Annotated in this window: 23 protein-coding genes; 16 read left to right on the top strand and 7 right to left on the bottom strand. The window is 63.0% G+C overall.

Translation table 11 applies throughout. The features are described 5' to 3' along the window. Positions 1-109: 109 nt before the first annotated feature. Positions 110-1,084 carry a tripartite tricarboxylate transporter substrate binding protein gene (locus PSV26_RS12600; RefSeq protein ID WP_300571228.1) on the bottom strand — a complete coding sequence of 325 codons (975 nt, stop codon included), beginning with the start codon at positions 1,082-1,084 and terminating at the stop codon, positions 110-112. Between the two features lie 202 nt (positions 1,085-1,286). Between PSV26_RS12600 and PSV26_RS12595 the strand changes: the two genes are divergently transcribed. The 3 genes from PSV26_RS12595 to PSV26_RS12585 all read left to right on the top strand — a co-directional run bounded on the left by PSV26_RS12595 (position 1,287) and on the right by PSV26_RS12585 (position 3,759). Next, positions 1,287-1,805, top strand: coding sequence for a hypothetical protein (locus PSV26_RS12595; RefSeq protein ID WP_300519246.1), 519 nt, complete (start codon positions 1,287-1,289; stop codon positions 1,803-1,805). After that, entirely contained in the window at positions 1,805-3,070 is a 1,266-nt protein-coding gene (locus PSV26_RS12590; RefSeq protein WP_300571225.1) for an Hsp70 family protein, read from the top strand. The genes PSV26_RS12595 and PSV26_RS12590 overlap by 1 nt, the downstream gene beginning before the upstream one ends. A 230-nt stretch (positions 3,071-3,300) precedes the next feature. After that, entirely contained in the window at positions 3,301-3,759 is a 459-nt protein-coding gene (locus PSV26_RS12585) for an Lrp/AsnC family transcriptional regulator (RefSeq protein ID WP_300571222.1), read from the top strand. A gap of 17 nt (positions 3,760-3,776) precedes the next feature. Here the strand turns inward: PSV26_RS12585 and PSV26_RS12580 are convergent, their stop codons facing one another. Next, complete coding sequence (locus tag PSV26_RS12580) at positions 3,777-4,664, bottom strand: DMT family transporter (protein WP_300519255.1); 888 nt, start codon at positions 4,662-4,664, stop codon at positions 3,777-3,779. Positions 4,665-4,901: 237 nt separating this feature from the next. After that, complete coding sequence (locus tag PSV26_RS12575; RefSeq protein ID WP_300519258.1) at positions 4,902-5,606, bottom strand: hypothetical protein; 705 nt, start codon at positions 5,604-5,606, stop codon at positions 4,902-4,904. Between the two features lie 293 nt (positions 5,607-5,899). Here PSV26_RS12575 and PSV26_RS12570 point away from each other — a divergent pair, with 293 nt between their 5' ends. The 6 genes from PSV26_RS12570 to PSV26_RS12545 all read left to right on the top strand — a co-directional run bounded on the left by PSV26_RS12570 (position 5,900) and on the right by PSV26_RS12545 (position 11,377). Next, entirely contained in the window at positions 5,900-6,367 is a 468-nt protein-coding gene (locus tag PSV26_RS12570; RefSeq protein ID WP_300519260.1) for a DUF2721 domain-containing protein, read from the top strand. 87 nt (positions 6,368-6,454) lie between these two features. Further along, complete coding sequence (locus PSV26_RS12565; RefSeq protein ID WP_300571220.1) at positions 6,455-7,078, top strand: isochorismatase family protein; 624 nt, start codon at positions 6,455-6,457, stop codon at positions 7,076-7,078. Between the two features lie 100 nt (positions 7,079-7,178). Beyond that, positions 7,179-7,466 carry a ferritin-like domain-containing protein gene (locus PSV26_RS12560; protein WP_293592198.1) on the top strand — a complete coding sequence of 96 codons (288 nt, stop codon included), beginning with the start codon at positions 7,179-7,181 and terminating at the stop codon, positions 7,464-7,466. 240 nt (positions 7,467-7,706) lie between these two features. Further along, positions 7,707-8,201 carry a heme-binding protein gene (locus PSV26_RS12555; RefSeq protein ID WP_300519264.1) on the top strand — a complete coding sequence of 165 codons (495 nt, stop codon included), beginning with the start codon at positions 7,707-7,709 and terminating at the stop codon, positions 8,199-8,201. Between the two features lie 255 nt (positions 8,202-8,456). After that, on the top strand, positions 8,457-9,434 hold the full coding sequence (locus PSV26_RS12550) for an MDR family oxidoreductase (protein WP_300571217.1): 978 nt from the start codon (positions 8,457-8,459) through the stop codon (positions 9,432-9,434). A gap of 29 nt (positions 9,435-9,463) precedes the next feature. Then, positions 9,464-11,377, top strand: a complete 1,914-nt coding sequence (locus PSV26_RS12545) for a propionate--CoA ligase (protein ID WP_300571214.1) — start codon at positions 9,464-9,466, stop codon at positions 11,375-11,377. A 149-nt stretch (positions 11,378-11,526) separates the two neighbouring features. Here the strand turns inward: PSV26_RS12545 and PSV26_RS12540 are convergent, their stop codons facing one another. After that, entirely contained in the window at positions 11,527-12,918 is a 1,392-nt protein-coding gene (locus PSV26_RS12540) for a FecR family protein (protein WP_300571211.1), read from the bottom strand. 38 nt (positions 12,919-12,956) lie between these two features. Continuing rightward, positions 12,957-14,285: a surface lipoprotein assembly modifier gene (locus PSV26_RS12535; RefSeq protein ID WP_300571208.1), complete on the bottom strand. Its 1,329-nt coding sequence runs from the start codon at positions 14,283-14,285 to the stop codon at positions 12,957-12,959. Between the two features lie 366 nt (positions 14,286-14,651). Here PSV26_RS12535 and PSV26_RS12530 point away from each other — a divergent pair, with 366 nt between their 5' ends. The 5 genes from PSV26_RS12530 to PSV26_RS12510 all read left to right on the top strand — a co-directional run bounded on the left by PSV26_RS12530 (position 14,652) and on the right by PSV26_RS12510 (position 22,173). Then, the gene (locus PSV26_RS12530; protein WP_300519274.1) at positions 14,652-17,531 is read left to right on the top strand and encodes a 2-oxoglutarate dehydrogenase E1 component; all 2,880 of its coding nucleotides are present in this window, start codon (positions 14,652-14,654) and stop codon (positions 17,529-17,531) included. A gap of 54 nt (positions 17,532-17,585) precedes the next feature. Next, positions 17,586-18,863 (top strand): 2-oxoglutarate dehydrogenase complex dihydrolipoyllysine-residue succinyltransferase, encoded by a 1,278-nt coding sequence (gene odhB, locus PSV26_RS12525; RefSeq protein WP_300571205.1) that lies wholly within the window; start codon positions 17,586-17,588, stop codon positions 18,861-18,863. Positions 18,864-18,983: 120 nt separating this feature from the next. Further along, positions 18,984-20,411, top strand: coding sequence for a dihydrolipoyl dehydrogenase (gene lpdA, locus PSV26_RS12520; protein ID WP_300571203.1), 1,428 nt, complete (start codon positions 18,984-18,986; stop codon positions 20,409-20,411). Positions 20,412-20,434: 23 nt separating this feature from the next. Continuing rightward, positions 20,435-21,532 carry a cell division protein ZapE gene (zapE, locus tag PSV26_RS12515; protein ID WP_300571200.1) on the top strand — a complete coding sequence of 366 codons (1,098 nt, stop codon included), beginning with the start codon at positions 20,435-20,437 and terminating at the stop codon, positions 21,530-21,532. Then, positions 21,529-22,173 carry a hypothetical protein gene (locus PSV26_RS12510; protein WP_300571197.1) on the top strand — a complete coding sequence of 215 codons (645 nt, stop codon included), beginning with the start codon at positions 21,529-21,531 and terminating at the stop codon, positions 22,171-22,173. Before zapE ends, PSV26_RS12510 begins: the two co-directional genes overlap by 4 nt. Positions 22,174-22,186: 13 nt before the next feature. Here the strand turns inward: PSV26_RS12510 and PSV26_RS12505 are convergent, their stop codons facing one another. Continuing rightward, entirely contained in the window at positions 22,187-22,945 is a 759-nt protein-coding gene (locus PSV26_RS12505; RefSeq protein WP_300519286.1) for a protein phosphatase 2C domain-containing protein, read from the bottom strand. Positions 22,946-23,029: 84 nt separating this feature from the next. Here PSV26_RS12505 and PSV26_RS12500 point away from each other — a divergent pair, with 84 nt between their 5' ends. Together PSV26_RS12500 and PSV26_RS12495 are read left to right on the top strand one after the other, a co-directional pair. After that, a complete protein-coding gene (locus PSV26_RS12500) occupies positions 23,030-23,233 on the top strand; it encodes a DUF465 domain-containing protein (RefSeq protein ID WP_300519653.1) in 204 nt (67 codons plus the stop codon). Continuing rightward, on the top strand, positions 23,233-25,239 hold the full coding sequence (locus PSV26_RS12495) for an ATP-dependent DNA helicase (protein ID WP_300571195.1): 2,007 nt from the start codon (positions 23,233-23,235) through the stop codon (positions 25,237-25,239). Before PSV26_RS12500 ends, PSV26_RS12495 begins: the two co-directional genes overlap by 1 nt. Here the strand turns inward: PSV26_RS12495 and PSV26_RS12490 are convergent. Next, a complete protein-coding gene (locus PSV26_RS12490) occupies positions 25,202-26,023 on the bottom strand; it encodes an outer membrane protein assembly factor BamD (protein WP_300519292.1) in 822 nt (273 codons plus the stop codon). The genes PSV26_RS12495 and PSV26_RS12490 overlap by 38 nt on opposite strands. Positions 26,024-26,034 lie beyond the last annotated feature (11 nt).

The raw sequence follows: 26,034 nt of genomic DNA, 5'->3' as shown, positions 1-26,034 counted from the left end.
TGGATAAGCCCGCAAAAAAGCCACGAAAGGCTTGCCAGTCGTGGCTTGCGACAGTTTGCCTGCCAATTAAGCGCCGGCGGGCCGGCCCGGGTCTCAGCTTCTTAGCCTCTCAGCCCTTGAAGCTCATGCCCAATCGCTCAATGGTCGCTTTTTCAGCGGCAAAGGTTTCACGGGCGAACTTGGTGTATTGCGCGGTGTTCATGTAGATCACCGACTGGTCGTACTTGTCGAAGGTGGCCAGCACGGCCGGGTCGTTCAGCGTTTTGCGGAAGGCTTCGTGCAAGGTCGCCACGATGGCCGGGTCCATGCCCTTGGGTCCGCAAACACCGAAAGGCGAGTCCGACACGGTGTCGTAGCCCAGCTCGGTGAGCGTGGGCACGTTGGGCCAGCGCTTGGTGCGTTTGCTGCCGTAGGTGGCGAGCAGGCGCAGCTTGCCCGATTCCACGTGCGGGCCCCAGCCGGTGGCGTCGCTCGCCCCCATGACGTGGCCGCCCAGGATGGCCTGCATGTTGTCGGCGTTGCCCTTGAACGGCACATGGGTGAGCTTGATGCCGGCGCGCTGCGCAAACTCCTCGACTGCCAGGTGCGGGCTGGTGCCCGTGCCGGTCGAGCCATAGGTGAATTTTTCGGGGTTGGCCTTGGCGTAGGCCACCAGGTCCTTGATGCTTTTGATCGGTGAATCGGCGGGCACGACCAGGCCAAAGGTGTAGCCGGTCAGGCAGGCGATCCAGGTGAAGTCCTTGAGCGGGTCGTAAGCGGTTTTCTGCATGTGCGGAATGCGGAAAACGCCGTGCGGTATCTGCGTCAGGGTGTAGCCGTCGGGTTTGGCGCTCAGCATCTCGATGGCGCCCAGCATGCCACCGGCGCCGGGCTTGTTCTCGACGATGATGGTCTGGCCCAGGGTCTTGCCGGCGCTTTCGGCGAGCGAACGGATGACGGCGTCGGTGGAGCCACCTGCCGGCCAGGGGCAGATGTATTTGATGGGGCGGGATGGAAAGGCCTGCTGCGCACGGCCCAGGGAGGGCAGGACCACACCGGCCACGGCCGCTGTGGTGCTGGCAATAAACGCGCGGCGGTTGGTCATTGATAGGTCTCCGGAGGTTACAAAAATCTGAAGATTTGAGCGTAGCGGCCTGCGGCCGGCGTGTCATCAAGGTTTACGCGGGGAGCGGATTCTGCAAAGCAGAACAGTCGGCCGGCGCGGGCCGCGCACCGGAGTGCGGGCGTAAAATGACTCGTTGCAGACAGCGCATTGCCGCGCTTTTTTTTGACTGAGACGACACCCTGTGACCGACACCGCCAGCTTCCCGTCCGACCCTTCTTCCTCCGGGCATTCTCCTGATCCCGACGCCCCGGTCCAGCAGCCGCGCCTGTGGTGCGGCGACGGCTGGACGGCCCGTGTGCTGAAGAACGAAGACGACGATGGCTGGGCCGTCGCCATGATCAAGGACGGAGAGCCCGAGCCTGCGCTGGTGGGCCCCTGGACCATGGGGCGCGACAAGAAAAACCCCAAGCCGCTCGACGGCCCCGCCTTCAGCACGCTCGTCAAGACCGCGTCGGAATTTGTGCGCCGGCATGAGCAGCAACTGCATGCCACGCTGCACCAGCGCCTGGAGGTGGAATCGCGCGGCGCGCGTATCACCGTGTCGCTCGATATCGAGCCGGACGAAGACAATCCTTCTGCCTTGCTCAGTGCGCATGACGAGGCGGGTGAACCCCTCGCGCAGGTGCGCGTGTCGCCGGCCTTCAAGCTCAGCCGCGCCAGCGCCACAGCCTGGGCCGACGGCGGTTTTCTCAAGCCCTGATGACGGGCGCTTTTCCCGCGTGGATCGATGCCTGTGGCATCGACTTCGGGACCTCCAACTCGACAGCCGGCTGCGGCGGCGCCGGCCCCGGCCAGGTGGTTCTGCTGCCGCTGGAGGACGGCAAGGCCACCCTGCCGTCGGTCGTGTTTTTCCACGCCGAAGACGGGCACATCAGTTACGGCCGCGCCGCGCTGGCCGACTACCTGGCGGGCGATGAAGGGCGCTTGATGCGTTCGCTCAAAAGCCTGCTCGGCACCTCGCTGATCGACGAGCAGACCGAGGTGGCCGGCCGCGCGCTGCCGTTTCGTGCGCTGCTGGCGCAGTTCATCGGCGAACTCAAGCGCCGCGCAGAACACGCGGCGGGCCGTGACTTCACCCGCGCCGTGCTCGGGCGGCCGGTGTTTTTTGTCGACGGCGACGCCGCGGCCGACCGGCAGGCCGAAAACACGCTGGCCGGGATCGCGCGCGGCGTGGGCCTGCGCGACATTGCCTTCCAGTACGAACCGATTGCCGCAGCCTTTGCCTACGAGTCGCAGATCACCCGCGAAGAGCTGGTGCTGGTGGTCGACATCGGCGGCGGAACCTCGGACTTTGCGCTGGTGTGCCTGGCGCCCGAGCGCGCCGGCCGGGCCGACCGGCGGGACGACATCCTGGCCAGCGGCGGTGTGCACCTAGGCGGCACCGATTTCGACAAGGTCCTGAGCCTGGCCAGCGTGATGCCGATGCTGGGCCTGGGCAGCCGGCTCAAAAACGGGCTGCAGATGCCGTCGTCGATTTACTTCAACCTGGCGACCTGGCACACCATCAACTTCGCCTACACCCGGCAGGCGGGGTCGCAGATCGGCGAGCTTCACCGAGAGGCGCAGGAGAAAGACAAACTCGCGCGCCTGCAGCGCCTGGTGAGCGAACGCGCCGGGCATTGGCTGGCCATGCAGGTGGAGCAGGCCAAGATCGCGCTGTCGGATGCGTCCCGCACGTCCATGGACCTGGGCCGCATCGCTCCTGGCGACACCCTGGTGCTGCAGCGCGCCGATTTCGACAGCGCCATCGGCGAGCTGGTCGGAACGGTCGAGCGCAGCGTGAGCGGCATGCTGCGTGATGCCGGCGCGGTGGACACGGTGTTTTTTACCGGCGGGTCGAGCAGCGTGCCCCTGCTGCGGGCGCGTATCGCGGCCCTGCTGCCGCAGGCGCGCCGCGTCGAGGGGGACTTGTCCGGCAGCATTGGCACCGGGCTGGCGCTCGATGCGCTGCGCAAGTTCGGCTGAGCCTGGTTGTCGTGGCGGGCCCGACCCGCAGTTCATGCCGGACATGCCCAAACGCACCAGCGGGCGGTAACCCGCTGGTGCGTTTGCCTTGCAACACGTATCGGTAAATCCGTTTGCCAGAAAGAAGTATCTGCTTTGAGCTGGAGAAAGTGCTTCTGTATTTCTTCTGATTCAACTGAGATTAAGTAATAATTCCTTCAAAATATGATAAATGAAGGAAATATTGCTCTATGGATAAAACAGACCGGAAAATATTGCAGGTGCTGCAGGCCAATGCGCGCGCCAGTCTGCAGGCGATCGGCCAGGCGGTCGGCCTGAGTCACACGCCGTGCTGGACCCGTATCCGGAAGATGGAGGAGTCCGGCGTCATCGAGGGCTACACCGTGCGCATCAACCCCGCGGCGCTGGACCTCAGCGACACCGTGCTGGTGCAGGTCACGCTGGACAGCCACTCGGACAACACGCTGGAAAAATTTGGCGAAACGCTGGCGAAAATTCCCGAGGTGATCGAGGCTTACCTGGTCTCGGGCGACTACGACTACCTGCTGCGCATCGCCGTCAGCGGCACGCGCGACTATGAGCGGCTGCTGCGCGAGCGGCTCTACAAGATCAAGGGCATACGCCACAGCAAGTCCAGCTTTGTGCTGCGCACGCTGAAGAAAGCCGATCTGCCGCTGTTCCAGGCCTGAGGCCCCGGAACAGGCCTTCAGCCACCTTCGCGCAACGCGCGGGAGCGGACCCAGGCCAAACGTGCCTCGGTCAACGCCACACCCAGACCGGCCAGGCAGATCAGTGCGATGCCCAGCGCCGTGGTCCGGCCCGGGGCCTGACCAAACACCAGCCAGCCCAGCGTGGCGGCCGCCACGATCTGCAGGTAGCTGAAGGGCGCCAGCAGGGTGGCGGGGCTCTGGCGGAAGGCGGCAATCTGCAGCCAGTGCCCGAGAAAACCGGTGACACCGGTGGACACCAGCAGCAGCCATTGCCAGGGCGACAGGTCGGGCGTGTGCCAGAACCAGGGCAGTGCCAGTGTCAGGGCGATGGTGCCGATCAGGCCGCCGTAATAATTGGTGGTCAGCGGATCGTCGTGCGCAACGCGGCGTGTCGCGATCTGGAAAAACGCAAAGGCCAGGGCCGTGGCCAGGCCCAGCGCCACACCGACCGGGTCCAGTTGCGCACCGGGCCGCACCACAATCAGCATGCCCGCAAAACCGGCCAGCACACCCAGCCAGCGGTGCAGCCGGTGCGCCTCGTGCAGCAGCCAGGGCGCCATCATCATCAGGAACAGGGGCGCCATGAAGTTGATGGCGGTGGCCTCGGCCAGCGGCAGGCGGCCCAGCACCGAAAAGAACAGCACGGTGGTGGTGATCATCAGCAGGCCACGGACCAGCTGGCGCGGCAGCGACCTGGTCTGAAAGATGGCCCGGCCGCGCGAGGGCAGCACCACGGCCGTCATCAGTGCGGTATGCACGGCGTAACGCATCCAGGCCACCATCAGGACGGACACGCCGGCCATGACCAGCCATTTTCCGGAGGCGTCCAGGGCCGAGAGCAGCCACAGGCCGGCGATGTGAAGAAGAATGCCGCTTGTTTTCATGAAGCCAGGGGGAACGGGTCGGTGGTGGCGGGAATGCCGGCGCAGGGCTGGAGCGTTGGCCGGCCGTGACGGTTTGCTCCTCCAAGCATAACCATTGCGGGCGCCGGGCAGGGGGGCGGCGCGGGCGTCCGGGCGTAGCGGTGAACCGCCGGTTCAAACCTCAGAAGCAAAAATGGCCGCCAGCCCTTTTGCCGTTTACGCAGGCAGCTATCAAAAAAAGAGCGGCCGAGGCTTGCTTCAGCCGGTCACCAGCGCCTGTTCGACCTCGCTGAACAGCATGTCGGCGTGCGCCGCGCTGTAGCGGATGCGCACATGCTCAGCGTCTGCCAGGACCTGCACATCGTCCCAGCTCAGGGCGCGGTAGCCGCGCGCCTCGTCCGGCACCACTTCACCCTCGGAGCGGGTGACGGTGATGCAGACCCGGGTCTGGTCACCGGCCGGTTCGCTGCTGAGGACCACGCTGGCGGGAGCCTGCGCGGCGTCAGTCAGCGCAATCAGGCTGGCGGTGAACACGGTGCGCAGCGCAAAAACAGAGGTCATCACATCGGGCGCGTTGACCTTGTTGGTGACGGTGAAGCCACGAAAGGCCAGATCGGTCGCCAGCATGCCCAACGCTTCCTCGATGCCGGCCTCCAGGGCGATGCTGCCGTTTTCCTTGGGCACGACCCAGGTGATCAGATTCATGCTGGCGGTGGATGCCGATCGGGACAGCGTGCTGATCGACTTGCTGTTGTCACGCAGCACGGCCAGGTCGGGTGTCTCTGCCTGCAGCCGCCGGTCGAGAATGGCGGCAATCATGCCTATCGGCTGCAGGGTGCCCGCCAGGTGGTGTCGGATGGCCGGCGCGATGCGCCGCAGCAGCGCGTAGCGGGCAGCTTCTTCACGCAGATTGGCTGGGACTGGGCTGCAGGCGCTCTCGGGAGGGGTATCGGGGAGTTTCATGCGTCTTCAATCAGGGGCGAAATGGGTACGTGATGATCCTAGCACCGGTGCCGGCGGTGGTCCATGAACCTGGCAGCGGGGATGCGATGTCCGGATCGGGGGGCACCATGCAGGCTCCTTGGCCGGGCGAGGCAGCCATTGGCAGCGATACAGTTGCACAGTGTGACGCATGCTGCCGTTGCACCCTGTCGGACAGTGACGACTGTTGCGTAGGAAGGGGGCCACCCCCGGGTTCCCGGCGGCGTTTTGCGTGACAGAATACGGTCGTCCCACTGATGCACACGGAGCCCTGGATGAATTTTGCGTCGGACCTTGCAACGGTCACTCACGGCATACAGCTGGCCGTTGCCCCCGTGTTTTTGCTGACGGCCGTGTCCGGGATGATTGCCGCCGTGGCGGGCCGCCTGGCCCGCATCATTGATCGCGCCCGGTTTCTTGAGAACCGTCTCGAGAGCGGGGGCGTGGAAGAGACCAAAGCGAACCGGATGTACGCGGAACTGGGCGAACTCCGGCACCGGGGCTGGCTGGTCAACGGCTGCCTGGCCCTGCTGACGTTTTGCGCCATCCTGATCGGTTTGACCATTGTGTTACTTTTTCTTGGCGAGACCAGCAACCTGCCCATCCTCAAAATCGCGACGGTCTGTTTTCTCTCCGGTGTGTTTTGCTTTCTGCTGGCGTTGCTGTGTTTTCTGGCCGAAACCTTGCTCGCCACCCGACTGCTCAAGTTTGCGCAACTGCCGCAACAACCGCCGACGCCCTGACATTGCCCGGCTTGCGGCGAAGGCACCCTGCTGCTCTTGCCGTGTTTGTCGGAAAGCCCTCTTTGAACAAAACTTTCAGGAATAACCATGTTGCTTGATGCCGATGACTCCCAAATCGTGCTGGTGGACTACCAGGTTCGCCTGATGCCCGCCATTTTTGAAGGCGAGCTTGTCCTGGCCAACGCACTGCGCCTGGCCGGCTTGGCCCGGCTGATGGCTGTGCCGGTGTGGGGCACGGCGCAGACGCCCGACAAGCTGGGCCCCCAGGTGCCCGGGGTTGCTGCTGCCATCACGGCGGCCGGGGGCAGGACGCTGGACAAGATGCATTTCAACGCGGTGGATGAGGGCCTGACCGACTGGCTGCGGCCGCCGGCGCGCAAGGCTCCCGCGGGTGGGAACGCCCGCAGCCTGCCCAAACACCTGCAGAAAACCGCGCCGACGGAAGAAGAGGGGCGGGGCGTCATCGTCATGGCCGGCTGCGAGGCACACGTATGCCTGCTGCAGACCGCGCTGGGCCTGCTCGAAGAAGAGTTCGAGGTCTGGGTCGTCACCGACGCCTGCAGCTCGCGCACGGAACGCAACCGCGACGCCGCCTTCGACCGCCTGGCCGGCGCGGGCGCCGAACTGGTGACGACCGAGATGGTGGCCTTCGAGTGGCTGCGTACCGCGGAGCATCCAGCATTCAGGGACATGCTGGCTCTGGTGAAGTAGGGCACGCCGGACTCACCCGGCGACGCTGCCGAACGAGACCCCGGACACCGTCCGCCGGCCGGGGTCTGCTATAAGAAGTCTTGGCAACAGGAGAAAACGCATGTCCAGTGTTGGTTACCACGAACCCGTCAACGAACTGTCCGACGAAACCCGGGACATGCATCGCGCCATCGTCTCGCTCATGGAAGAGCTGGAAGCGGTGGACTGGTACAACCAGCGCGCCGATGCCTGCAAGGACCCCGACCTCAAGGCCATCCTGCAGCACAACCGTGACGAGGAAAAGGAACATGCGGCCATGGTGCTCGAATGGATCCGCCGTAAGGATCCGAAGTTTTCCAGTGAGATGAAGGACTATCTTTTCACGGACAAACCCATCGCGCACAAGTGACAAACGCGCTTCTGGCGGCGAAGCAGGCGACGTTCAGGGAAGTGATGGGTTGGTGAAGCGGCCGTTGCCAAATCGGCGCCAGCCACTACGATAGCGATGGACTTGCCTTTCAGGCGGGTGGCGTTGGACTCCTCCCGTGCGGCTTTTTGTCGCTGTTCATCCAGCACGAGGCGTCGCGGTTCGCCTGGAATGTGGAAGTCCCGTTTATCCGTCAAACCCAGCGATCTGCAGGAGACATCGATGCGTACTTCTACTTTTCTCGCCCCTGTGCTCTTTGGGCTGGCCGGAATTGCCTTCGCACAACAGGCAACGTTTCAGACCAAATCGCTCACCCCGGAAACGGCGCTGACAGCGGCCAGGGCGGCCATGGAGGCTTGCCGCCAGCAGGGCTACCAGGTGGGCGTTGCCGTCGTTGACCGTGCCGGCCTGACCCAGGTCTTTCTGCGTGACCGGTTTGCGGGCCCACACACCGTGGACGTGGCCACCAACAAGGCATGGACGGCCGTCAGTTTTCGCACGTCCACCCTGGTGCTGGCGACGCAGACCGAGGCCGGCAAGCCCATGAGCGGCATTCGCGGCGTGTCGCGCATGCTCGCGGTGGGGGGTGGTCTTCTGATCGAAGGTGGTGGCTCGATTTATGGCGCCATCGGTGTTTCCGGCGCCCCTGGCGGCGAAGTGGATGAGGTCTGCGCCCAGGCCGGCATCAAGGCGATCTCCAGCACGTTGGAGTTCTAGGCTCCTCAAGGGGCCGTGTCAGTCTCCGGGTCGCGGACTTCATGGCAAGGCTTCCCACCCTTTTCCAGCAGCAAGGCCGCCACAAGCGGTTCCCGCTTTGGTTGCGCTGACACGGTTAACCACTGGGCGGGAGGTTGTTCAGCGGAGGGAGGAGGGACCGCCGAAGGAATCCGGGACATCCGCAAGACTCTGTCAGCCCCACGCAAGTCTGTTATAAATAATTATAAATTCAGTTTAAAGACAACCGGAGACACCGTGTTCAAAGCCCTGCAACTCAACAAGTCCGACACCGGCTTTTCAGCCGCGCTTGTTTCCCTCGATGAGGCCGAGCTGCCCGTCGGTGATGTGCTGGTGCAGGTCGAGTATTCGACCCTGAACTACAAGGATGGGCTGGCCATCACCCATACCGGCCCGGTGGTGCGCAGCTGGCCCATGGTGGCGGGTATTGACGGTGCGGGTACGGTGCTCGAATCCGGTCATGCGCTCTGGAAGACGGGCGACAAGTTCATCCACAACGGCTGGGGCCTGGGCGAGACGCGCTGGGGCCTGATGGCGGAACGCGCGCGCCTTCAGGGCGACTGGCTGGTCAGGCTGCCGGCCGCTTTCAGCACGCGGCAGGCCATGGCCATTGGCACGGCCGGGTACACCGCCATGTTGTGTGTGCTGGCCCTGGAGCGGCATGGCCTGCAACCCGGTGACGGCGAAGTGCTGGTGACTGGCGCCACCGGTGGCGTCGGCAGCGTGGCGGTCGCCTTGCTTGGCAAGCTGGGCTACAAGGTCGTGGCAGCGACGGGCAAGGCCACAGAGGAAGCCTATCTGAGGCAACTGGGCGCGGGCGCCGTGATGGACCGCGCCGAGCTGGCCGCGCCGGGCAAGCCGCTGCAGAAGGAGCGCTGGGCCGCGGTGGTGGACGCGGTCGGATCACACACATTGGCCAATGCCTGCGCGCAAACGCGGTACGGCGGCGTGGTGGCCGCCTGCGGGCTGGCCCAGGGGGCGGACTTTCCGGTCACGGTGATGCCTTTCATTCTTCGCGGTGTGACCTTGGCGGGCATCGACAGCGTGATGGCCCCGCTGGCGCGCCGCCAGGAGGCCTGGGACAGGCTGGCGACGGACCTGGACCCGGCGAAACTCGAAGCCATTGTGGAAGAAGTGCCGCTGAGCCGGGCTGCGGAAAAAGCCGCCGACTTGATGGCGGGCAAGGTGCGCGGCCGCATCGTGGTCAAAATCTGAATCGTGGAACAAAAAACTGGAGACAGTGCATGACAAGTTACGCCGATTTTTACCGCCAGTCGATAGCCCAGCCCGACGCCTTCTGGGCCGAGCAGGCCAGACTGATTGAGTGGCAGCAGCCTTTCACGCGTGTATGCAACTACGACAAGCCGCCGTTTGTGCACTGGTTTGAAGGCGGTACCACCAACCTGTGCCATAACGCGGTGGACCGGCATCTGAAAGACCGGGCCAGTCAGGCGGCACTGATTTATGTGTCGACCGAAACCGGCATCGAGAAGACCTACAGCTTTGCCGAGCTGCATGGCGAAGTGCAGCGCATGGCGGCCAGCCTGAAGGCACTGGGCGTGCAAAAGGGCGACCGCGTGCTGATCTACATGCCCATGATTGCCGAGGCAGCGTTTGCGATGCTGGCCTGTGCGCGCATCGGCGCCATCCACTGCGTGGTATTCGGCGGGTTTGCCAGCGGCTCGCTGGCCTCGCGCATCGAGGACGCAACGCCCAGAGTCGTCGTCAGTGCCGACGCGGGTTCGCGCGGTGGCAAGGTCGTGCCTTACAAGCCGCTGCTCGACGAGGCGATTCGCCTGTCCAGCCACAAACCCGAGGCGGTGCTGCTGGTGGACCGGGGGCTCTCGCCCATGCCGCTGGTGGCCGGGCGCGACCAGTTGTGGTCGGACTTGCGCGCCAGACACCTGGACGACCAGGTGCCGTGCGAGTGGATGGCGTCCACCGACATCAGCTACACCATCTATACCAGCGGCACCACCGGCAAACCCAAGGGCGTGCAGCGGGACACCGGCGGTTACGCGGTGGCGCTGGCCGCCAGCATGAAGCATATTTTTGAGGGCCGGCCGGGTGAAACCTTCTTTTCGACCAGCGACATCGGCTGGGTCGTGGGCCACAGCTACATCATCTACGGCCCGCTGATTGCGGGCATGGCCACGCTGATGTACGAGGGCCTGCCGACCCAGGGCCTGGACAAGCAGCCCGACGGCGGCATCTGGTGGCGCCTGGTCGAGAAGTACAAGGTCACAGGCATGTTCAGCGCGCCGACGGCGGTGCGCGTGCTGAAGAAGCAGGACCCGGCGCTGCTCAGGAAGTACGACCTGTCCAGCCTGCGCGCCCTGTTTCTGGCGGGCGAGCCGCTGGACGAGCCGACCGCACGCTGGATCAGCGAAGGGCTGCAGGTGCCCATCATCGACAACTACTGGCAGACCGAGAGTGGCTGGCCGATTCTGACGATTGCCAACGCGGTCGAGAAGAAGGCCACCCGGTTCGGCAGCCCCGGCATTCCGATGTACGGCTACAACGTCAAGCTGCTGCATGAGTCGACCGGCGAAGAGCTGACGCAGCCCAACGAAAAGGGCGTGGTCGTGCTCGAGGGCCCGACGCCGCCCGGTTTCATGCAGACGATCTGGAAAGACGATGCCCGTTTCGTGAATACCTACTGGAAAAGTGTGCCTGGCAAGATGGTCTACAGCACCTTCGACTGGGGCATTCGGGACGAGGACGGGTATTACTTCATCCTTGGTCGCACCGACGACGTGATCAACGTGGCGGGGCACCGGCTGGGCACGCGCGAGATCGAGGAGAGCATTTCCGGCCATGCCGGCGCGGCCGAGGTGGCGGTGGTCGGTGTGGCGGACAGCCTCAAGGGGCAGGTCGCCATGGCGTTTGTCGTGCCCAAGGACAGCGCTGTGCTGCTTGATGCCGCCGCCGCGCGCAAGCTCGAAGGCGAGATCATGAAGCGCGTGGACCAGGATCTGGGCGCGCTGGCGCGGCCTTCACGTGTGCGTTTTGTGTCGGTACTTCCGAAAACCCGCAGCGGCAAACTGTTGCGGCGCGCCATCCAGGCCGTGTGTGAAGGGCGCGACGCCGGCGACCTGACAACCATGGACGACCCGGTGGCGCTGCAGCAGATCAGGGACCTGATGGGTGCGGCTTGAAAAGTCGGGTCAGATTTTCGATGCAAAAAGTGCTTCTGGCCCCCATGGTGCTGGCGCCATAAGCTATAAAAAAGGTAGCGTTTCGGCTGCCTCGTTCGTTTCGGACGGGGGGAAGTACTTCGTCGTGCTCGTCTGCATCCGGAGACAGGCTATTTCTTGAACACCACAGCACCGGTGACCAAGCCGGCTCCGGGGTTCTTGGCATAGGTCAGGCCCGCATACGCGGCATTGGTCCCGACGAACATGCCTTGAATATAGGTGCCGCTGAAAGTCGGCGTACTGCCGGACGCCGAGTCCGTGAAGTTGCCGAACGAGGTGTTGATGGCCACTGAGATGGTGTAGCCCGTCTGGAAATTGACCGAGAAGGTCGCACTGGTGAGGGTGCCGGCAACACCGTTTTGTGTGGGGGCCGTATTTCCCGCCAGCGTGTAGTTGGCAACGCCGCTGTAGAACAGCGAGGACAGCTCTGTCTGTGACGTCGGCCGTCCGGCGACGTAATGCACGTTGTCCAGCGAGAGGGCGCTTGGATCTTCTTTCTGACCGGTGGTCCACATCCCCCAGCCGATGAAGTTGGCGTCGCTCACATTGCCGACAGACTTGAAACTGGTCACCGGCTGCGCTGTGCCGGCTTCCGACCACTTCGGCGTGTTGGCCGCGGTGTCCTGCAGTTTGAGCAGCTTGTTGTCGCTGAAAACGGTGGTGGCTCCGGTGCCAGTGGAGAGGGTGTACGCCGAGCCACTGTTGACGCCGACCGCTGCGACCTTGATATCCGTGAAAGTGCGCTCGACGGGGGGCGTTGTTGTTGTTGTTGTTGTTGTTGTTGTGGTTGTTGTTGTTGTTGTTGTTGTTGTTGTTGTTGCCGTTTTTTCTGTCACAACTTTTGCCTTGCCCGCTTCGTCCACCTTGTCCCCCACGACCACGGGGTCGTTCTTTCTGTCAGGCGTTTCGATCTTCGGCTGTTCGCTGGTGCGCACCGGTGGCGTCACGTTGTCGAGAACCCTCACGGATTCCCCCGCCACGAGGCCGATACAGCCGCTTTGGTTGCAGACCTCGATTTTGTCCAGTTCGCTGGTGATACCCAGGCTACCGTCCGGGTTGTAGCCGACCTTGAAGCCCGATCCTCGAATGCCGATAGTGGCCGTGGTGGTGGTGAGGCGGTAGTTGTCCCGGTTGCGTTTGCCGATCAGGCCGGTGATGGCGCGCATGCTGCCGCGCAGAAGGTCAACGAGAAAGCGGTCTTCCTTGGGGTTGTTCTGGTCGACATAGCTGGCGATCTTGAACTCCGTGTTCGGCTGCAGGGAAACCAGTCCACCGTCAGTGAACCGGACCTGGGCTCGTCCGTTCGTGCCAGTCACAATGGCGTTGCCGCTGTTGATATCGCCGCCCTTGGTAAGGGTGGTCATGCGGCCATCCGTCTGGCGGAGATTTACTTCGCCCGCAGTGAACTGCGCGACGCCGGCAAGTGCGTGCGCCTGCAACGGGTAGGCTGCCGCCAGCGCCATCAGCAGGACGGTGTTTTCGAGTCTGAAGGTTTGTTTCATGGTGCGAACCTCGAAGGCCTTTGCGAAGATCGGAGTGATTAAAAGTCCCTGCGCACTGTCACGGAGAAAACACGTTTGCTGAAGTCCGAAATGGCGATGTTGGAGTCCGTCCGGAGCAGCGACCACTGCGGCGTGACACGCCAGTTCACAAAGGGGACCCAGGTCAGCCCGAGGTTGAGACTGGTTTGCTTGTCGCGGCGGGTGACCAGGAACAGGGGGTCGGCGCCGCCGTAGCGCCGCTCCTCGTAACCTGCATTGCCAAACACGTCCACGTCGGCATTGACGGTTTGCTGCAAGCCGGCGCGCAGCCCGGCCAGACGATGCCCGAGATGGGGAACGTTGGCGGCGCGCTCGTTCTCGGTGCCCGCATACACGCCGCCGAAGGCCAGCAAGCCTGCGCGAAATGCCCTGGCGTAAGAGGTGCCCAGCACATATCGTTCGGCGTCGCGCAGACTCTGGCCCGGATAACGCAAGGTGGACATCTGCAGGTAGCTGGTCCACTGACTGGCCGCATCAGGTCGGTGGGTCCATTCCCCGACCACGCCGCGTTGGTCCCTCACGCCGCGGTTGTCGGCGGAGAAGGTGCCGACCTGCGCTGCGGCCGTGTATTCGTCTTTGCCGACCTTGTAACTGGCGCCGGCGCTTATATCGAACTGGTTGGTGTCGAAGTCGTTGTAGTCGTTGTTGAAGCGGTAGTTGCCCGAAGCGCTGGCAATCAGGGACAGGCGCGGATCAATCACAAAACGCCCCGAGACGCCGGCGCTCACGCTGTAAAAGGAGTCCTTGAGCTTGACGCTGGTGGGACTCAGGGTCAGAACCAATCCGCCAAGCGAGGGGACCGCGACGTTCGCATTGCCCGGGCCGCTGTTGATGTTGCTGTCGCTGCCGATGCTGCCCTCAAGGTAGCCCCTGATCGACGAACGTGCGGCTTCCTCGTTGCGGTCAATGGCCTGCAGGAACTCGTCAATCTTTCGGGCGGCTTCAGGTGGAATGTCGTCGCGTTTTGTTTCCTGCAGCACCTGGCGCGCCGCCTGGTTATCGCCCAGGGAAAACAGGGCGCGCCCCAATTCGGCGCGGGCCCGCGAGTTGCCCGGCTGGACAGTCAGGACGCGTTCGAGCGCAAACACGGCGCGGGTGAACTGGCCGGTGTCGTTGGCGGCAATGCCAAGAACGGTATCAAAGTCAGGATCACCCGCACGTGAGGCTTCTGCCGTGGCGAGCTGGTCAAACGCCTGCTGCGCCTTGCCCTGCTCGACCAGCGCCAGTGATTCACGAACCAGTGCATCTGCCTCTGCATACGCGGCGCAGGAGAACACTGCAGCAAGCCAGGCGGCAGACATCTGGAAAAAGAATCGTTTGAAGGACATAACAACCCGCCCAAAAAAGCCACTGGATGCCAATGGTTTTATATCACGTAGTAGCACAAAAGGAGCATTTATTACAGTGACTTTATCCACGCTGGCCGTTGCGTCGGTATCCCGACCGGGCCTGGTGCGCGTCGGCTTCGTTCCAGCTGTCAATTGACAGATTCATGACAAAACCCGGGCACCCGCGGATCGGTCCGGTTTTCGTCATTTTGTCATTCGGTGGCACAATGGAGCCTGTTTCTGAAGGCCCTTCCTTGCCACAGTCGCATCCGCTAATCGGTCCAGCCGTGTTGCGGAAGGTTAATCAACCAGCCACACCCGTTGTGGCCAGCTAATGTTTCCTCAAGGGAAACGGAGGTCAGCGTAATGAGTTCAAGCGCGGCGGCATCTTCCGTCTATTCTGCCTATCAAGGCAACACCTATCTCTTCGGCGGCAATGCGCCTTATGTCGAAGAGATGTACGAAAACTACCTGGCCAACCCCGGCAGCGTGCCCGACAACTGGCGCGAGTATTTCGACGCCCTGCAGCATGTGCCCGCCGTTGACGGCAGCAATGCCAAAGACGTGCCGCACCTGCCGGTCGTCAACGCCTTTGCTGAACGCGCCAAGCAGGGCGTGACCCGTGTGGTGGGTGCTTCCACCGCCGACTCCGAGTGGGGCCGCAAACGCACCGCCGTCCAGCAGCTGATTGCTGCCTACCGCAACGTCGGTGCCCGCTGGGCCGACCTGGATCCCCTCAAACGCACCGAGCGCGACAACATTCCCGAGCTCGACCCGTCTTTCTACGGGTTCACCGATGCCGACCAGGAAGCGGTGTTCAACACCAGCAACACCTTCTTCGGCAAGGAAACCATGAGCCTGCGCGAGCTGCTCAATGCGCTGCGCGAGACCTACTGCGGCACCATCGGTGCCGAGTACATGTACATGACTGACCAGAACCAGAAGCGCTGGTGGCAGCAAAAGCTCGAAGCGATCCGCAGCAAGCCCAACTTCACACCGGAAAAAAAGCGCCACATCCTGGACCGCCTGTCGGCGGCGGAAGGCCTGGAGCGTTTCCTTCACACCAAATATGTCGGGCAGAAGCGCTTCTCGCTCGAAGGCGGCGAAAGCTTTATCGCCAGCATGGACGAGCTGATCCAGCGCGGCGGCAGCATCGGCGTGCAGGAAATCGTGATCGGCATGGCCCATCGCGGACGCCTGAACGTGCTGGTCAACTCGCTGGGCAAGGTGCCGGCCGATCTGTTTGCCGAGTTCGAGCACACCGCTCCCGAAGACCTGCCCAGCGGCGACGTCAAATACCACCAGGGTTTCAGTTCCGACGTCACCACCCCTGGTGGACCGGTGCACCTGAGCCTGGCGTTTAATCCCTCGCACCTCGAAATCGTCAACCCGGTGGTTGAAGGCTCGGTGCGTGCCCGCATGGACCGCCGCGCCGACCCCAAGGGCCTGCAGGTGTTGCCCGTGCTGGTGCACGGCGATGCGGCGTTTGCCGGGCAGGGCGTGGTCATGGAAACGCTGGCGCTGGCCGAGACCCGCGGTTATTCCACCGGCGGCACGGTGCACATCGTGATCAATAACCAGATCGGTTTCACCACCAGCGACCCGCGCGACAGCCGCTCCACCCTGTACTGCACCGACGTCGTCAAGATGATCGAGGCGCCCGTGCTGCACGTCAACGGCGACGACCCGGAGGCCGTGGTGCTGGCAACCCAGCTCGCGCTCGAGTTCCGCATGGAGTTCCAGAAAGACGTCGTGGTGGACATCATCTGTTTCCGCAAACTGGGTCACAACGAGCAGGACACGCCGGCGCTAACGCAGCCGTTGATGTACAAAAAAATTGCGCAGCACCCCGGTACCCGCAAGCTGTACGCCGACAAGCTGGCAGCGCAAGGCATGGGCGAGACGCTGGGTGACGACATGGTCAAGGCCGTGCGCGCCGCGCTGGATGCGGGCAAAAGCACTTTTGACCCGGTGATCACCAACTTCAAGAGCAAGTACGCGGTGGACTGGAGCCCTTACCTGGGCAAGAAGTGGACCGACGCCGGCGACACTGCCATTCCGATGGCCGAGTGGAAACGCCTGTCCGAAAAGATCAGCACCATTCCGCCAACGGTGACAGCCCACCAGCTCGTCAAGAAGGTGTACGACGACCGCGCAGCGATGGGCCGCGGCGACATACCGGTGGACTGGGGCATGGGTGAACACATGGCGCTGGCCTCGCTGGTGGCCAGTGGCTACCCGGTGCGCCTGTCCGGTGAGGACTGCGGGCGCGGCACCTTCACCCACCGGCACTCGGTGATTCATGACCAGAGCCGTGAGAAGTGGGACACCGGCACCTATGTGCCGCTGCAAAACGTGGCCGATAACCAGGCCCCGTTTGTCGTGATCGACTCCATCCTGTCGGAAGAGGCGGTGCTGGCCTTCGAATACGGCTATGCCTCCAACGATCCCAACACGCTGGTCATCTGGGAAGCCCAGTTCGGCGACTTCGCCAACGGCGCGCAGGTCGTGATCGACCAGTTCATCGCCTCGGGCGAGGTCAAGTGGGGCCGTGTCAACGGCATCACGCTGATGTTGCCGCACGGTTACGAAGGCCAGGGGCCGGAGCACAGCTCGGCGCGCCTGGAGCGTTTCATGCAGCTGTCGGCCGACACCAACATGCAGGTGGTCCAGCCGACCACGGCCAGCCAGATTTTCCACGTGTTGCGCCGCCAGATGGTGCGCAACCTGCGCAAGCCGCTGATCATCATGACGCCCAAGTCCTTGCTGCGCAACAAGGACGCCACCTCTCCACTTTCAGAGTTCACCAAAGGCGGTTTCCAGACAGTGATCCCCGACAGTGGCGGGCTCAAGGCCGACAAGGTCAAACGTGTGGTCGCCTGTTCGGGCAAGGTCTACTACGACCTGGCCAAAAAGCGTGAGGAGAAGGGCGTCGACGACGTCGCCCTCCTGCGTGTAGAGCAGCTCTATCCCTTCCCGCACAAGGCTTTTGCAGCCGAGCTGAAAAAGTACCCGAATGCCTCCGACATTGTCTGGTGTCAGGACGAGCCGCAAAACCAGGGCGCGTGGTTCTTTGTGCAGCACTACATTCATGAAAACATGGCCGAAGGCCAGAAGCTCGGTTACTCGGGCCGTGCGGCTTCGGCGTCCCCGGCCGTGGGTTATTCGCACCTGCACCAGGAGCAGCAAAAAGCGCTGGTCGACGGCGCCTTCGGCAAGCTCAAGGGCTTTGTCCTGACCAAATAAGAAGGCTGCGCCCGACGGCGCACCCCATCGAACCCACAACCCGAAAGAATTCAAATGGCTATCGTAGAAGTCAAGGTCCCGCAGTTGTCCGAATCCGTGGCAGAAGCCACCATGCTGCAGTGGAAGAAAAAAGTCGGCGACGCCATCGCCATCGACGAAATCCTGATCGAGATCGAAACCGACAAGGTGGTGCTGGAAGTGCCCGCGCCCGCCGCCGGTGTCCTGGCCGAAATCCTGGTCGCCGACGGCGGCACGGTCACGGCCGAACAGCTGATCGCCAGGATCGACACCGCAGGCAAGGCTGCTGCCGCGGCGCCCGCTGCGGCAGCAGCAGCACCTGTGGCCGCCGTTGCAGCGAGCCCCGCCGCCGCACCGACCGCGGCCGCCGGCAGCATGGCCGGTGTGCCCATGCCTGCCGCCGCCAAGCTGATGGCGGACAACCAGCTGGCTTCCGGCTCGGTGCCCGGGACCGGCAAGGATGGCCGCGTCACCAAGGGCGACGTGCTAGGTGCGGTCGCCGGTGGTACGCCAGTTGCTCCCAAATCCGTAGCTGCCAGCGCAATACCCACGGGGGTTCCGGCCACTTCCTTGCCTCAAGTGGCGGCGCCGGCCAGGGTCAGCGACCTGCGCGACCGGCCCGAGCAGCGCGTGCCCATGAGCCGCCTGCGCGCCCGTATTGCCGAGCGCCTGCTGCAATCGCAGTCGACCAACGCCATCCTGACCACCTTCAACGAGGTCAACATGGCGCCGGTGATGGAAATGCGCAAGAAGTTCCAGGACCAGTTCACCAAGGAACACGGCGTGAAGATCGGCTTCATGAGTTTCTTTGTGAAAGCCGCCGTGCATGCGCTGAAAAAATTCCCGGTGATCAACGCGTCGGTGGATGGCAATGACATCGTGTACCACGGCTATTTCGACATCGGCATCGCCGTCGGTTCGCCGCGTGGCCTGGTGGTGCCCATTCTGCGCAATGCCGACCAGATGAGTTTTGCCGAAATTGAAAAGAAAATCGCCGAGTTCGGCAAGAAGGCCCAGGACGGCAAGCTCGGCATCGAGGACATGACCGGTGGCACCTTCTCGATCTCCAACGGCGGCACCTTCGGCTCCATGTTGTCCACCCCGATCATCAACCCGCCCCAGTCGGCCATCCTGGGCGTGCATGCGACCAAGGACCGCGCGGTGGTAGAGAACGGCCAGATCGTGATCCGCCCGATGAACTACCTCGCCATGAGTTACGACCACCGCATCATCGACGGCCGCGAAGCCGTGCTCGGCCTGGTGGCGATGAAGGAAGCGCTGGAAGACCCGGCACGCCTGCTGTTTGATATTTGAGACACCCCCGAAGCGGCCTTCGGCCGCCTCCCCCTCAAGGGGGCGACACCAGCGGCCCGGCAGAGCCGGTTCCGCGGTGTCTCCCGAAACGTCCCATCACGTGGGGCAAAGGAGTTTTGCATGAGTAAACAATTCGATGTCATCGTCATCGGTGGCGGCCCCGGCGGCTACATTGCCGCCATCCGCGCAGCCCAGCTGGGTTTCAACGTCGCCTGTATCGACGAGTGGAAAAACGCCAAGGGCGGACCGGCCCTGGGTGGTACTTGCACCAACATCGGCTGCATTCCGTCCAAGGCCTTGCTGCAATCGTCCGAACACTACGACCATGCCGCTCACCACTTTGCCGACCATGGTATCGAGGTCAAGGGACTGGGCCTGGACGTCGCGAAAATGCTGGCGCGCAAGGACACGGTCGTCAAGCAGAACAACGACGGCATCGTCTACCTGTTCAAGAAGAACAAGGTCACCTTCTTCCATGGCCGGGGCTCTTTCGTCGCGGCGAAGGACGGTCTTTATGACATCAAGGTGGCGGGCGCCGCCGAAGAAACCATCTCTGGCAAACACGTCATCGTGGCCACCGGGTCGAATGCGCGCGCCTTGCCCGGTGCTCCTTTCGACGAGGAAACCATTCTGTCCAACGACGGCGCCCTGCGCATCGGTGCCGTGCCCAAAAAACTGGGCCTCATCGGCTCCGGCGTGATCGGCCTGGAAATGGGCTCGGTCTGGCGGCGCCTCGGTGCCGAGGTGACCATTCTGGAAGGCCTGCCAACCTTCCTGGGCGCCGTCGATCAGCAAATTGCCAAGGAAGCGCACAAGGCCTTTGTCAAGCAGGGCCTGAAGATCGAGCTCGGCGTCAAGGTTGGCGAGATCAAATCCGGAAAAAAGGGCGTGTCCGTCGCCTGGACCAACGCCAAGGGCGAGGCCCAGACGCTTGAGGTCGACAAGCTGATTGTCTCGATCGGCCGGACCGCCAATACCATTGGCCTGGCGCCGGAAGTTGTGGGCCTGAAGCTCGACGAACGCGGGGCCATCGTGGTCGACGAGGAATGCAAAACCAATCTACCCAATGTCTGGGCGGTCGGTGATGTGGTGCGCGGCCCCATGCTGGCGCATAAGGCGGAGGAAGAGGGCGTCGCGGTGGCCGAGCGCATTGCCGGCCAGCACGGCCATGTCAACTTCAATACCATTCCGTGGGTGATTTACACCAACCCTGAGATCGCGTGGGTGGGTCAGACCGAAGAGCAACTGAAGGCGGCCGGTCGGGCCTACAAGGCCGGCACCTTCCCCTTCATGGCCAACGGGCGTGCGCGGGCGCTCGGTGACACCACCGGCATGGTGAAGATGCTGGCGGATGCCACCACCGACGAAATTCTCGGCGTACACATCGTTGGACCCTTCGCCAGCGAACTGATTGCCGAATGCGTGGTGGCCATGGAATTCCGGGCCAGTGCAGAGGACATTGCGAGAATCTGCCACGCCCATCCATCGCTCAGCGAGGCCACCAAGGAGGCTGCGCTGGCCGTCGACAAGCGGACGTTGAACTTCTGATTTCCGGCATCGAAGCCTTGACGATGTCAGTTCGTTCGGATTACGAGTCTGAACTGAAGACGCGGGGTTATACCAGTGACCCTGCCCAGTTGCGGGCGGTGGATGCACTGGAGCGTTGCGCCACCGAGTGGGCCGCGTTCAAGGAAAAACGGTCCAATCCGCTCAAGAAGCTGATCAACCGGCCCGAGATTCCGCGGGGCGTCTACATGCATGGTGGGGTGGGGCGCGGCAAGAGCTTCCTGATGGACTGTTTCTACAACGCGGTTCCGCTCAAGCGCAAGACGCGACTGCATTTTCACGAGTTCATGCGCGAAGTCCACCGTGAACTGCGCGACCTCCAGGGTGTGGTCAACCCGCTGGACGAGCTGGGTAAACGTATTTCCAAACGTTACCGCCTCATCTGTTTTGACGAGTTTCATGTCGCCGACATCACCGACGCGATGATCCTGCACCGCCTTCTTGCGGCGTTGTTCGACAACGGCGTGGGTTTTGTCACCACCTCCAATTTTCATCCTGACGACCTGTACCCGAATGGCCTGCACCGCGACCGCATTTTTCCGGCGATTGCGCTGCTCAAGCAGAACCTCGAGGTGATCAGCGTGGACAACGGGACCGACTACCGCCGGCGCACGCTCGAGCAGGTCAGGCTCTACCACACGCCGCTGGGGCCGCAGGCAGATGCGGAAATGGAGGAAACTTTTCAGCGGCTGGCGGAGTCTCACGACGAATCGCCGGTGCTGCACATCGAATCACGGAAAATCCATGCCAGACGCAAGGCGGGCGGCGTCGTCTGGTTCGATTTCAAGACCCTGTGCGGCGGGCCACGTTCGCAAAATGACTACCTGGAAATCGCCACCCAGTTTCACACGGTGCTGCTCAGCAATGTGCCGCACATGCCGGTGCGCATGGCATCCGAAGCAAGGCGTTTTACCTGGCTGGTCGATGTCCTCTACGACCGTCGCGTCAAACTCATCATGTCGGCGGAAGTCCCCCCTGAGGCGTTGTACACGGAAGGTCCCCTGGCACACGAGTTTCCCCGGACGGTGTCCAGGCTCAATGAAATGCAGTCTGCCGAGTTCCTGGCACTGGAGCGCAGAAATGTGGATACCACCCTGACATGAAAAAACTGTTTCTTTTCTTGCTGTTCTCCACTCTGGGTGTTGCCTCAAGTGCTCAGACCCCGGATGAACTGGTGTCGGCTGCCACCGATCGGGAGCGGCAACGCATCAACACCGAGCGCGCCACGCTGGAGGCAGCATTTGATGCGGAAGAAGACGCCTGTTACAAGAAGTTTTTTGTCAACAGCTGCCTGAACGCCATCAAACCCAGGCGGCGTGAAGCGATGGCCGATTTGAAATTGCGGGAAGTCGCCCTCAATGAACAGGAACGCCGGCAAAAGGCAGCCGAGCAGGTTCGCAAGATCGAGGAAAAATCCTCACCCGAGGCCGAGCGGCAGGCCGCCGAGCGTCGCGCCAAGGCGCTCGAAGACACCAAGGCCCGGGAAGAGCGCACGCGCCAGAAAGCCAGCGACCGCGTCGATCTGCAGCAGAACGAAGCAGCCAATGCGGCCACGGCCGCGGGCAAGGACCAGGGCGCGAAGCAGCGGGCCCAGGCGCGTGTGGACAAGCAGGCCGCCAGCGCCAAAGAAGCCCAGATATACAAGGACAAGCAGCAGGAAGCGCAGGAGAGAAAAGCCAGCCGCGAGCAGAGGCTGCGTGAACAGACCAAGCCGGCCGCCAAGCCCCTGCCTGGACCCGGCTGAGGTTCAGTCAGATTCAGGCCAGCGCCTCGAGCTTGACGATGACCAGCGACAGGTTGTCGCCGCCGCCATGGGCACGCGAGCGTGCTTTCTGGATCAGGAATTCGGTGGCTTCGCGAGGTGACAGCATGGACAGGGCTGAGCCCATTTCACTGGGACTGAAATAATGCCAGACACCGTCGCTGCACGCGATCAGTGAGTCGCCCGGCCCCAGCTGTGGAATGTAGTGCTGGCTCACCGGCGGCACTTCCTCGGTGCCCAGGCATCCCATCAGGATGTTGGACTGTGGATGCACGTTGGCCTCTTCCTCGGTGAGTTCGCCTTTGTCCACCAGTGTCTGGACATAGGAATGGTCGATGGTCCGCTTGACCAGCTTGGCGCCCCGAAAATGGTAGATGCGCGAGTCGCCGGCATGCACCCAGTGGCAGTCGCCGCCGGGGTTGATCAGAAACGCTGCCAGCGTGCTGTGTGGCTCCTGTTCGGCGGAAATGGCCGTGAGCTTGATCACGGTGTGGGCTTCTTCCACCAGCTGTTTGAGCATGGCCACAGCGTCGTCGGTGTCAGGGGCATAACGCTCGAACAGTTGTTTGGCCGTCATCATGACCTGGTCGGACGCCTTGCGCCCGCCACTTCGCCCGCCCATCCCGTCGGCCACGATGCCGAGCATGCACCCGGCGATGCGCGCATGGCTGAGCAGGGCCACCTGGTCCTGCTGGTAGTCGCGGTCTCCCTTGTGGATACCGGTGGACGCCGTGATTCGATAACCTTTGGACATATTGAAATGGCCGAGTCATGTGGACTCGATTAATCTCCGTAATCAACGTATTATCAGATGAAGCTGCTCGCCCGCATAAAAAACTTGGACTTCAACCTGCATTCCCCGGAGCGTCGACTCATAGACCTCAAAATCGAACATGCGGATCTCAATGCCATGGTGGATCTCACCGCGCATGCCGTGCCGATTGACGAGTTGATGCTCAGGCGCCTGAAAAAGCGCCGTTTGCTCCTGCGCGACCTGATCGCCCGGCTCGAACTGACCCTCGAGCCTCCCGAACCCGCCTGATGAACCTGGAATCTCAAGTCCTGGAGGCTTTTGCCCCCGATGGTGCGCTGGCGCGAGCAGCTGAACATTTTGTCCCGCGCAGCGGACAGACCGACATGGCGCTCGCCGTGGCGCGCGCCATCGAAGGTGCTTATCCGCTGGTGGTGGAGGCCAGCACCGGTGTCGGTAAAACCTTTTCCTACCTGGTGCCGGCCCTGCTCAGCGGTGAGCGGGTGCTGCTGTCCACCGCTACCAAGGCCTTGCAGGACCAGCTGTTCGGCCGCGACCTGCCGGCCTTGGTCCAGGCGCTGGGCGTGCCGGTCAGCACCGCCTTGCTCAAAGGGCGCGGCAGTTATCTCTGCCTGCACCGGATGGAGATGGCCCGCCATGACGCGAGTTTTCCCGAGCGCAGCTCGCTTCGCGCGCTTGCCAAAGTGGAGGAGTGGGCTCGGGGAACGGACACCGGCGATCTGGCGGAGCTACCCGGGCTGGATGAACGTTCACCGGTGATTCCCTGGGTCACCTCGACCCGGGAAAACTGCCTTGGCTCCCCGTGCCCGCGGTTTCGCGCCTGTCACGTCAACCAGGCACGCCGTCAAGCGCTGGCGGCCGACGTGGTGGTGATCAACCATCACCTGTTTTTTGCCGATCTGGCAGTGCGCGAATCAGGCGTGGCCGAGCTGCTGCCGACAGTGCGCATTGCGATCTTTGACGAAGCGCACCAGCTCAATGAAACGGGTGTCCAGTTTCTGGGAGAAAACCTGTCGACCGGGCAGCTTCTCGATTTCGCTCGCGACATGCTGGGCACCGGGCTGCAGCTGGCGCGCGGCCTGCTGGACTGGCAGGCGCTGGCCGGCGCGACCGAACATGCAGCCCGCGACTTGCGCCTCTCAGTGGGCAAAGTCTATCCGGGCAGCAAGCTGCGCTGGACCGATGCTGCGCCTGAGGGCCTGGCCCCCAAAGAATGGGCGGAAGCACTGGTGGCTGTCAGCACCACGCTGGCGGGTGCATGTGAAGCCCTGGACACGGTCAGTGACATCGCCCCGGACTTCGCGCGCCTGCACGAGCGCGCTACTGAACTGGAGGCGCGCGCCCGCGCTTTCGGTCTTGCCCCCGAGCCCGGCGGGGTCCGCTGGCTGGATGTGGGCACCCAGCTGCGGCTGGTGGAGTCCCCGCTGGATATCGCCCAGGCCATCCAGGCCAGGGTGTTCACCGATGACAAGGCGGCTGCCAAAACATGGATATTCACCTCGGCCACTCTGGGCGACGATGCGCAGTTGAGCTGGTTCACGCAGCCCTGTGGTTTGACAGAGGCCACGGTGTTGCAGGTGGGCAGCCCCTTCGACTATGCGCGCCAGGCCGCGTTGTACATTCCGCGCAACTTTCCCAAGCCGGGCGACCCCACGCACACGGCTGCGGTGGCGGCCTCCGCAGCGGACTGGGCCCGCCGACTGGGCGGCCGCACCATGGTGCTGACAACCACCTTGCGCGCCTTGCGGGCGATCGGTGAGGCCCTGCAGGCGAGCTTTGCGGGTTCGGCTGACATCGAGGTGCTGGTGCAGGGAGAGATGCCGAAGCGGACCCTGATTGAACGTTTCCGCCAGGCCGACAGCCACGGTGGACGCGGCTGCGTGCTGGTGGCGTCTGCCTCCTTCTGGGAAGGCATCGATGTGCCGGGTGATGCGCTGCAGCTCGTGATCATCGACAAACTGCCTTTTCCGCCGCCCAACGATCCCATGGTGGAGGCCAGGTCGCGCTTGCTGGAATCAGCAGGCAAAAGCGCTTTCAACGACTATTTCCTGCCGGAAGCCGCCGTGGCGTTGAAGCAGGGTGCGGGACGCTTGATACGCCGCGAAACCGATCAGGGCGTGCTGGTCGTCTGCGACAGCCGGCTGGCATCCATGGGTTACGGCAAGCGGCTGCTGCGCGCGCTGCCGCCCATGCAGCGCCTCGCGTCGGAAGAACAGTTGAACGAGCGGCTGGATCTGCTTACCAGAACTTGTACCAGGGCCCCTCAACCGACTTGAAGCCCTTGGACAGGTATTCGCTCTGGGGAAAGCTTCTTTCCATCACGCGTTTGGTGTCGTCGCGCAGCTGGGCCATGTTGAGCGCGTCATAGGATTTGTACAGAATGAACAGGGCTTCTTCGAGCACCGGCACATCGCGGTAGTCTGCAATCGCGGTTTGCGCGCGGTTGATGGCCGAGATGTAGGCGCCGCGGGTGTAGTAGTAGCGGGCCACATGAACTTCATACTGGGCCAGGGAATTGACGATGTAGTTCATGCGCAGGCGCGCGTCGGCCGAATACTTGGATTCTGGAAAACGGTTGACCAGTTCCTTGAAGGACTCGAAGGACTCCTTGGCGGCTTTCTGGTCACGCTCCGACAGGTCCTGCTTGTACAGGAAGCTGAAAAGGCCCAGGTTTTCGTTGAAGTTCACCAGGCCCTTGAGGTACAGGGCATAGTCGATCGCCGGACTGGCAGGGTGCAGCTTCATGAAGCGATCCAGCGTGGCCAATGCCTGTGCCTGCTCTCCGCCTTTGAACTGGGCGTAGGCTTTTTCCAGCTGGGCCTGCTGGGCCAGCGGCGTACCGGCTGCGCGGCCTTCGAGCTTTTCAAACAGAGGGACGGCCTTGTCATAGGCGCCGGAATTTGCCTCGTCCCTGGCTTCCGTGTAAATCTTGTTGGGGCTCCAGTTGGCCGTGGGGTCCTTCACGGTGGAGGAGCACGCTGAAAGCGCGAATGCACAGACAAGCATGGCCGCTACCACGGGGCGTGTGGCTGGAACAACCGATAATTTGGAGGAAAACATCGCAATTGATC

The organism is Polaromonas sp. (assembly GCF_029945685.1).
Classification (GTDB): domain Bacteria; phylum Pseudomonadota; class Gammaproteobacteria; order Burkholderiales; family Burkholderiaceae_C; genus Polaromonas.
The sequence above is the reverse complement of the archived record's forward strand: the minus strand, read 5'-3'. Positions and strand labels throughout refer to the sequence as shown.

Coding starts and splice junctions, on each gene's coding strand:
- PSV26_RS12565 (WP_300571220.1), top strand. CDS start 6,455: ATGTTGCTTGATGCCGATGACTCCCAAATCGTGCTGGTGGACTACCAG.
- PSV26_RS12535 (WP_300571208.1), bottom strand. CDS start 14,285: ATGTCCTTCAAACGATTCTTTTTCCAGATGTCTGCCGCCTGGCTTGCT.
- PSV26_RS12495 (WP_300571195.1), top strand. CDS start 23,233: ATGAACCTGGAATCTCAAGTCCTGGAGGCTTTTGCCCCCGATGGTGCG.
- PSV26_RS12570 (WP_300519260.1), top strand. CDS start 5,900: ATGAATTTTGCGTCGGACCTTGCAACGGTCACTCACGGCATACAGCTG.
- PSV26_RS12505 (WP_300519286.1), bottom strand. CDS start 22,945: ATGTCCAAAGGTTATCGAATCACGGCGTCCACCGGTATCCACAAGGGA.
- PSV26_RS12575 (WP_300519258.1), bottom strand. CDS start 5,606: ATGAAACTCCCCGATACCCCTCCCGAGAGCGCCTGCAGCCCAGTCCCA.
- zapE (WP_300571200.1), top strand. CDS start 20,435: ATGTCAGTTCGTTCGGATTACGAGTCTGAACTGAAGACGCGGGGTTAT.
- PSV26_RS12490 (WP_300519292.1), bottom strand. CDS start 26,023: ATGTTTTCCTCCAAATTATCGGTTGTTCCAGCCACACGCCCCGTGGTA.
- PSV26_RS12510 (WP_300571197.1), top strand. CDS start 21,529: ATGAAAAAACTGTTTCTTTTCTTGCTGTTCTCCACTCTGGGTGTTGCC.
- PSV26_RS12580 (WP_300519255.1), bottom strand. CDS start 4,664: ATGAAAACAAGCGGCATTCTTCTTCACATCGCCGGCCTGTGGCTGCTC.
- PSV26_RS12600 (WP_300571228.1), bottom strand. CDS start 1,084: ATGACCAACCGCCGCGCGTTTATTGCCAGCACCACAGCGGCCGTGGCC.
- PSV26_RS12540 (WP_300571211.1), bottom strand. CDS start 12,918: ATGAAACAAACCTTCAGACTCGAAAACACCGTCCTGCTGATGGCGCTG.
- odhB (WP_300571205.1), top strand. CDS start 17,586: ATGGCTATCGTAGAAGTCAAGGTCCCGCAGTTGTCCGAATCCGTGGCA.
- PSV26_RS12545 (WP_300571214.1), top strand. CDS start 9,464: ATGACAAGTTACGCCGATTTTTACCGCCAGTCGATAGCCCAGCCCGAC.
- PSV26_RS12560 (WP_293592198.1), top strand. CDS start 7,179: ATGTCCAGTGTTGGTTACCACGAACCCGTCAACGAACTGTCCGACGAA.
- PSV26_RS12590 (WP_300571225.1), top strand. CDS start 1,805: ATGACGGGCGCTTTTCCCGCGTGGATCGATGCCTGTGGCATCGACTTC.
- PSV26_RS12555 (WP_300519264.1), top strand. CDS start 7,707: ATGCGTACTTCTACTTTTCTCGCCCCTGTGCTCTTTGGGCTGGCCGGA.
- lpdA (WP_300571203.1), top strand. CDS start 18,984: ATGAGTAAACAATTCGATGTCATCGTCATCGGTGGCGGCCCCGGCGGC.
- PSV26_RS12530 (WP_300519274.1), top strand. CDS start 14,652: ATGAGTTCAAGCGCGGCGGCATCTTCCGTCTATTCTGCCTATCAAGGC.
- PSV26_RS12585 (WP_300571222.1), top strand. CDS start 3,301: ATGGATAAAACAGACCGGAAAATATTGCAGGTGCTGCAGGCCAATGCG.